The sequence below is a fragment of the Mycolicibacterium sp. CBM1 genome (assembly GCF_054073305.1).
In genome coordinates this window covers 227,119-233,771 of the sequence record NZ_JBSXPP010000008.1, presented here as the reverse complement: position 1 = coordinate 233,771, position 6,653 = coordinate 227,119, and the positions used below count along the sequence as shown (strand labels likewise).

General features: G+C 68.0%; 5 protein-coding genes. 1 reads left to right on the top strand and 4 read right to left on the bottom strand.

What is annotated here, in order from left to right:
* Positions 1-158 precede the first annotated feature (158 nt).
* Positions 159-1,706: an IS1182 family transposase gene (locus ACXDF8_RS13750; RefSeq protein ID WP_457222064.1), complete on the bottom strand. Its 1,548-nt coding sequence runs from the start codon at positions 1,704-1,706 to the stop codon at positions 159-161.
* 188 nt (positions 1,707-1,894) lie between these two features.
* On the opposite strand from ACXDF8_RS13750, the gene ACXDF8_RS13745 reads away from it, so the two are divergent.
* Entirely contained in the window at positions 1,895-2,947 is a 1,053-nt protein-coding gene (locus tag ACXDF8_RS13745; RefSeq protein ID WP_457223813.1) for a threonine aldolase family protein, read from the top strand.
* Here ACXDF8_RS13745 and ACXDF8_RS13740 read toward each other — a convergent pair.
* Genes ACXDF8_RS13740 through ACXDF8_RS13730 form a run of 3 tightly spaced genes read right to left on the bottom strand, consistent with a single transcriptional unit; the run spans position 2,913 to position 6,651 of the window.
* The gene (locus ACXDF8_RS13740) at positions 2,913-3,755 is read right to left on the bottom strand and encodes a carboxymuconolactone decarboxylase family protein (protein ID WP_457223812.1); all 843 of its coding nucleotides are present in this window, start codon (positions 3,753-3,755) and stop codon (positions 2,913-2,915) included. The genes ACXDF8_RS13745 and ACXDF8_RS13740 overlap by 35 nt on opposite strands.
* An 8-nt stretch (positions 3,756-3,763) precedes the next feature.
* Positions 3,764-5,137, bottom strand: coding sequence for a metallopeptidase TldD-related protein (locus tag ACXDF8_RS13735; protein ID WP_457223811.1), 1,374 nt, complete (start codon positions 5,135-5,137; stop codon positions 3,764-3,766).
* Positions 5,134-6,651, bottom strand: coding sequence for a TldD/PmbA family protein (locus ACXDF8_RS13730; RefSeq protein ID WP_457223810.1), 1,518 nt, complete (start codon positions 6,649-6,651; stop codon positions 5,134-5,136). The genes ACXDF8_RS13735 and ACXDF8_RS13730 overlap by 4 nt, the downstream gene beginning before the upstream one ends.
* Between the last annotated feature and the right edge of the window lie 2 nt (positions 6,652-6,653).

Genomic DNA, 6,653 nt, shown 5'->3' with positions numbered 1-6,653 from the left:
CTAGGAGCCTGCTGAATTAGGGCGTTTGGGGCGGGGTGCCTCAGAGCGCTCTGTGGCGCGTGTGTTCCCTCAGACCTGAGGGCCGACAATTCGAGGGTCACCCCGCCGTGTCGAGCGTGGCATCTGTGCTGTGTGACGGCAAGACCTGGTGGTCTGTGCTAGGCGATGGCCCAGGTGGTGCCGGTGTGGGTCAGGCCCATCGTGATGAGGCGTCGCAGGTTCAGCGCGGCACTGCGATGGTGGAGCCAGTAGCCGTTCTTCGCGATTCCGCGGTAGCGGAGTTTGCGGTTTCCTCGGGTGAGCCAGGCGATCGAGCGTTCCACCATGGGGCGGTGTTGGCGGTACTCGTCCTGCCACTCGGGTGTGCGGGCGACTGCTCGGGCTGCGCGTAGACGCTGTTCGTGTTCACCGATGGTGAGCTGGCGTCCACGCTTGGCAGTGGTGCATTGCGTTGTCAAAGGGCATGAACGACAGTGCCTCTCGAACTTCACCCCACCCCTGGGTGCGATACCGGCGGTGTGGCCGGCCGGGCAGGTCACGGTGCGGGCATCGAAGTCGATGCTGAAATCGTCGCTGGTGAATCCACCGGGCACCGGCGCGCGCAGCGGCGTCGGTTTGATCACGGCGATGTGCTTGCGTTCGGCCAGTGCGGCGCGGGCGTCGCCGGTGCCGTAGGCCGAATCCCCGAGCACCCGCACTGGAGCGGGTTCGTCGTCGAGCAGGGCCAACCCGACCACGGCTTCGTGGTTGTCGGGGCCGTTGGCCTTGGTCAGGGCGCAGTCGGTGATGATGCCGGTGTCGGGTTCGACCGCGATATGGGCTTTGAAGCCGTCCTGGCGGCGGTGCACCGTCTTGTGAGCGTGGCGGGTGTCAGGATCGACAGTGGAGATGATCCGGTCCGGGGCGACCTGCTGGGCGATGCGCCACTGCCCGTCGGTGCCATCAGAGCCCTCGACGGGTTCGACGTCCTGGCCAGTGATCAGCGCCAACAATGCCACCGCTTCGGCGGCGCGGGGCCCGAGATCCTGCTCGGGGAGGTGACCGAGCAGTCGGTGCGCGTCGCTGACCAGGGCATCAACGAGCTGGTCACGGGCTGACTTGTCGTTCCAGGCGATCGCGGGTTTGCCCGGGTCGTCGTAGTCATGCGCAGTGCACTGGGCCTCGATGACCTGCGCGGCGTCGGGTACGTCGCGGCGGACCCGGCGGATCGCGGCAATCAGCTGCGTGACGGTGTCCTGGGTGGCGACCGCGTCGTCCAGGACGGTGGAATCCAGCGCCCGCCGTGTCTTCTTGGCCAAAACTCCGGTCTCGGTGACGACGGCTTTGACCGCCTCGAAGATCCGGTTCGGGCGCTCTGAGGCCGCCAACCGGCGCCGCCAGTAGGTCAACGTGGTGGAGTGAAACGCCGTCGCGGTGATCGGCATCCCGCAGGCCGCCTTCCACCGCAGATCGAAGGTGACCGCCTCGACGGTCTCGTTATCCGACAGGCCGTGTAGCGCCTGCAAGGTGATCACCGAGGCCATCACCTCGGCTGGAACACTCGGTCGGCCCCGTCGTGACGGAAACAGATCGACGAACATCTCCTCGGGAAACAACTGCGAACGATGCGCCGCCAAGAAAGCAAACATGCTGTCGGACTTCAACAAATGCCCGGCAACCGACTCCGCATCCAACAACTCACGCTGATCATCCGAGCGACCTTGCACCCACCAATTGTCCCCAAAACCCCAGCACAACCGGCCCCGCCACGCGGGATTAATTCAGCAGGCTCCTAGAGGCGCGAGCCCGTCCGTGGTGTCGGTCTGGTGGGGTTCGGCGCCGGTCATCACACCAGTCTTTCGGCGTCGCCACCCCGGCGGCAACCGTTTCGCTCAGCAGAAGCGTTGATGCAAGCATGGAGATCGTGCCCACCCCGTCTGCCGCCTTCGCCTCCGACAACGCCGCCCCCGCACACCCCAAGGCCCTCGACGCCCTCGTCACCGCCAACCAGGGCAGCGCCCCGTCCTACGGCGCCGACCCGATCACCCACCGGGCCGTGGACCGCATCAAGGCGGCGTTCGAATCACCGGACGCCGAGGTCTTGTTCGCGTTCACCGGCACCGCTGCCAACATCATCGCGCTGGCCGCCGCGGTGCGGCCCTGGCACGAAATCCTGTGCAGCGACCTCGCCCACACCCTGCTCGACGAGGCCGGCGGCCCGGTACGGATCTCCGGCGCCAGCATCGCGGTCCTTCCCAGCGACGACGGCATCATCGACCGGTCCGAGCTGGACCGGCGCATCACCCGCCGCGGGGAGGTGCACCACTCCCAGCCCCGCATCGTCACCGTCACGCAGTCCACCGAGAACGGTCGCGTCTGGCAGCCCGAGACCATCGCCACCTTCGTCGACCACGCCCACGACCTCGACCTGCTGGTCCACGTCGACGGCTCCCGCGTCGCCAATGCCATTGCTGCCCTTGATGTCACACCGGCGCAAGCGATCGGCGACGCCGACATCGTCACCGTCGGGGGCACCAAGAACGGCATGCTGTTCGGCGATGCGATCCTGATCCGCCGCCCCGAGCACTTCGCCGGCATCGAGTTCGTCCAGAAACAGATCGGCCACTTGGCCAGCAAACACCGTTACGTGACAGCACAATTCGACGCGATGCTGGCCGACGACACCTGGCTGGACGCAGCCGCACACGCCAACGCCATGGCCAAGCGGCTATCGACCGGGATGACGGGCCTAGGCTTGACGCTTGCCTCGCCCACCGAGGCCAACGAGGTCTTCGTCGACCTGGACTCCGCGGCCCTGGGCGCGGTCCGGGAGCACTTCACCGTCCACGTGCCCGACCCGCACAGGCCGGCCACCCGCTTCGTCTGCTCCTGGGCCACCACCGTCCAGGACGTCGACGCCGCCCTGGACGCACTCAGGCGAACTGTGTCTGACCGTCCGCGTCGATGAGGTAGCGCTCGGTGCCCTCCTCGACGCGCGGCGCGTCAGCCTTGAGCGCCACCGCGATCTTGTTGCTGGCATTGCGCATCACATCCAGCGTCAGCTCCCGGGCCTGCTCATGCGAAAAGTGCTCACGCACAGCCAAAGCCACCGCAGGACTGATCCGCCCGGGTGACCAGATCAGCGCGTCGGTGTAGCGCAGCGCCGCCTTCTGCGCGTCGGACAGCAGCTCCGAGGACTCGTAGTGCTCGATGTCGTCGTACAGCGACTCCGAACCACCGGCGTCGAGGGCATGGCCTTCGCGCAGCGACTTGCAGAGCCGACAGTTGTGCGCCACCGCGCCGCGCAGCCGCACCACCTCCGCCGTCACAGGGTCCAGCGACCGCAGCCGCGCCACCCCGGGCAACATCTCGTTGAACAGCACATCGGCGGCGTCGATGCCCGCATCCCACACCGGTTCATCGGGCACCCACGCCACCGGCAGGCCCAGCAACTCCAGGGCGTTACGCACCCGGGGCAGGAAGTCGGCGATGAACATCTGCACCACGACGGCGAAGCTCGCCGCACCGAGTGCCCCGGTCAGCGCCTCGCGCTGACGATCGGACACCGCCGACACGTCGACGCTGAACTGCTCGGCGAAGTCGGCGACCACCTTCTCGGCGTCCGACGCCGGCGCGGTCACAACCGTCTGGGCCGGCAGCGCGGTCAGCGACAGCGCGCCCGCGCAGGTGGTGCGGACCAGTCCCACCAGTCGCTGCAGGTCGGCGGGTGACTGCGCGACCAGCTTGGTCAGCTCGGCATCGACGGTGTCGTCCATCCTGAGGATTATTGCGCCTGGCTAACCGAGGACATGTGAAAGTCGGGGATTCGCAGTGTCGGCATCACCGCGCGGGTCGCCCAGTCTCCCCACTCACGGGGCAGGGTCGGTTCGGCGACGCCCGCTTCGGTGGCGCGGCGCAGCAGATCCAGCGGGCTTTCGTTGAAGCGGAAGTTGTTGACCGCGCCGGTGACTTCGCCGTCTTCGATCAGGTAGACGCCGTCGCGGGTGAGCCCGGTCAGCAGCAGCGTGGTCGGGTCGACGGTGCGGATGTACCAGAGTGTGGTCAGCAGCAGCCCACGTTCGGTGGCGGCCACCATGTCAGCCAGGTCGGCGGTGCCGCCGGTCATCAGCAGGTTGTCGGCCGGCACCGCGGCAACGGTCCCGAATTCGGCGGCCGCCGCGCGCGGGTAGGCCAGCGCGTTGATGGTGCCGTCGCGGATCCAGTCGACACGGCCGATGTCCATCCCGTTGTCGAACACCGACACGGTTTCGGAGCTGCTCGTGGCCGCCACGAACGGCGCACATTGCAGGCCGGCGGCGAACGGGTCGGAGTACATGGTGAGCGCAAGGTCGGTGAGCTTCTCCCCCACCCGTGTTCCGCCACCCGGCGCCGACAGCGCGGTGCGACCCTCCTGTGCGCCACGGCCGTCCATCGACCAACCGAGGTAGATCATCATGTCGGCCACCGTCGACGGCGGCATCAGCGTCTCGTAGCGTCCGGCCGGCAGTTCCACGGTGCGTTGCGCCCAGCCCAGCCGCATCGCCAGCTCGGCGAGCATGCCGTCGGTGGGGACGTCGGTGAACCACGGCGTGCTCACCCCGGCCCAGGCGCTGGCGCCGTTGCGTTTGGCGTTGATCTCCACCGTTCCGGTTGGCTGGGTGAAGCGCCGGCGAATTCCGGTGGAGGTGGCCAGGAACGTCGTCTCCACCACGTGGTGGGCGTACCCGTAGAGCCGGTCGGTGCCGCCGAAGCCGCCGGTGAGGGACTCGGCGACGTCGGCGAAGACCTCCGCGCCGGTGTCAGGCACCGGTTCGTTCCAGTCGCCGGGCGTCCCGTCGCCGGTCAACAGCGGCGCGCTGTCACGGGCCGCGGGTGCCGCGTGCGCGGCCCGCTCAGCCTCTGCGACCAGACCGGCGATCGCGGCGGGGTCGACGTCACTGCTGCGGATCGCGCCGGTGTGCGATGAATCACCCTTGCGCACAACAGAAATCACTGTGGTCGAGCGGGTTGTGGACACCCCGTTGGTGGTCATCGAGTTGCCGGCCCAGCGCAGCGACGCTTCGGCGCGGTCGGTCACGATGACCATGGTCTCGTCGGCCCGCCCTGATTGGCTGGCCGCCTGCAACGCCAGTTCGACGACCTGCTGTGCGGGGATCATGCGTGACCCGATTCTTCGCGAGTGTTAAGGACGTTGACGCCCCGGAACAATGCCGACGGGCAGCCGTGGCTCACGGCGGCGACCTGACCCGGCTGGGCTTTACCGCAGTTGAAAGCCCCACCCAGGCGCCAGGTCGACGGCCCGCCGACGGCTTCCATCGCATTCCAGAAGTCGGTGGTGGTCGCCTGATACGCGACATCGCGCAGCTGGCCGTCGAGACGGCCGTCGCGAATCCGGTAGAACCGTTGACCGGTGAACTGGAAGTTGTAGCGCTGCATGTCGATCGACCACGATTTGTCGCCGACGATGTAGATGCCGTCGGAGACTCGAGCAATCAGGTCGTCGGTACTCAGGTCTTCGGCGCCGGGCTGCAATGACACGTTGGCCATCCGCTGGATCGGAACGTGGTGCGGGGAGTCGGCATACGAGCAGCCGTTGGAGCGGGAGTGACCCAGCCGCGGGGCGAACACCCGGTCCAGCTGGTAGCCGACGAAAATACCGTCGCGCACCAGGTCCCAGCTTTGGGCGGCCACCCCTTCGTCATCGAAACCGATTGTGGCCAGCCCGTATTCGACAGTGCGATCGGCGGTCACGTTCATCACCGGCGACCCGTAGCGCATGGTGTTCAACTTGTCGGGGGTGGCGAACGAGGTGCCGGCGTAGGCCGCCTCGTAACCGATCGCCCGGTCGTATTCGGTGGCGTGCCCGATGGATTCGTGGATCGTCAGCCACAGGTTGGTGGGGTCGATCACCAGGTCGGTGGGGCCGGCAACCACGCTGGGCGCCTTGGTCTTCTCGGCCAGCAGGGTGGGCAGCTCGGCCAGCTCACTGCCCCAGTCCCACACGTCGTCCCCGGCCAGTGCCTCCCAGCCACGGGCGGTCGGTGGGGCCAGGGTGCGCATCGACTCGAAGCTGCCCGCCGCGGCGTCTACGGCGACCGCTTCCAACACCGGCATCACCCGGACCCGCTGCTGGGTGATCGACGAGCCGAAGGTGTCGGCGTAGAACACCTGCTCCTTGACGGCGTTGACCATCGCCGAGACGTGATCCACCCCGTCGGAAGCCAGCAGCCGGCCCGAGTACTCGCCCAGCAGGCCGATCTTGTCGGCCGTCGACACGCCGAACGGGTCGATCGCATAGGTGGAGACCCAGGTCGCGTCGGCGTAGACCGGCTCGTGCGCGAGCTCGATGCGCTCGGCATTCAGCGCCGCCAATGCCCGAGCGACCGCCACCGCCCGGCGCGCCGTCTCGGCGGCGACCTCGGGAGCCAACTCGGCGTGCGAAGCGAACCCCCAGGTGCCGTCGACGATCACCCGCACCGCCAACCCGATCTCGCGGTCGGTGACCGCACTCTGCAGCTCACCGTCGCGCAGCTGCACCACCTCGGTGGTGACGGCGTGGATGCGCAGGTCGGCGTAGGCGGCGCCGGCCGCACGGGCCGCACTCAGGGCGGCGTCGGCCAGCTCGTATCGGGGTAGCGCCAGAAAGTCGGCGTCGACATCACGTGGACTCACCG

What these genes read in the sequence shown, in the direction of transcription:
- ACXDF8_RS13745 (WP_457223813.1), top strand. Translation starts at nt 1,895, where the DNA reads ATGGAGATCGTGCCCACCCCGTCTGCCGCCTTCGCCTCCGACAACGCC.
- ACXDF8_RS13740 (WP_457223812.1), bottom strand. Translation starts at nt 3,755, where the DNA reads ATGGACGACACCGTCGATGCCGAGCTGACCAAGCTGGTCGCGCAGTCA.
- ACXDF8_RS13735 (WP_457223811.1), bottom strand. Translation starts at nt 5,137, where the DNA reads ATGATCCCCGCACAGCAGGTCGTCGAACTGGCGTTGCAGGCGGCCAGC.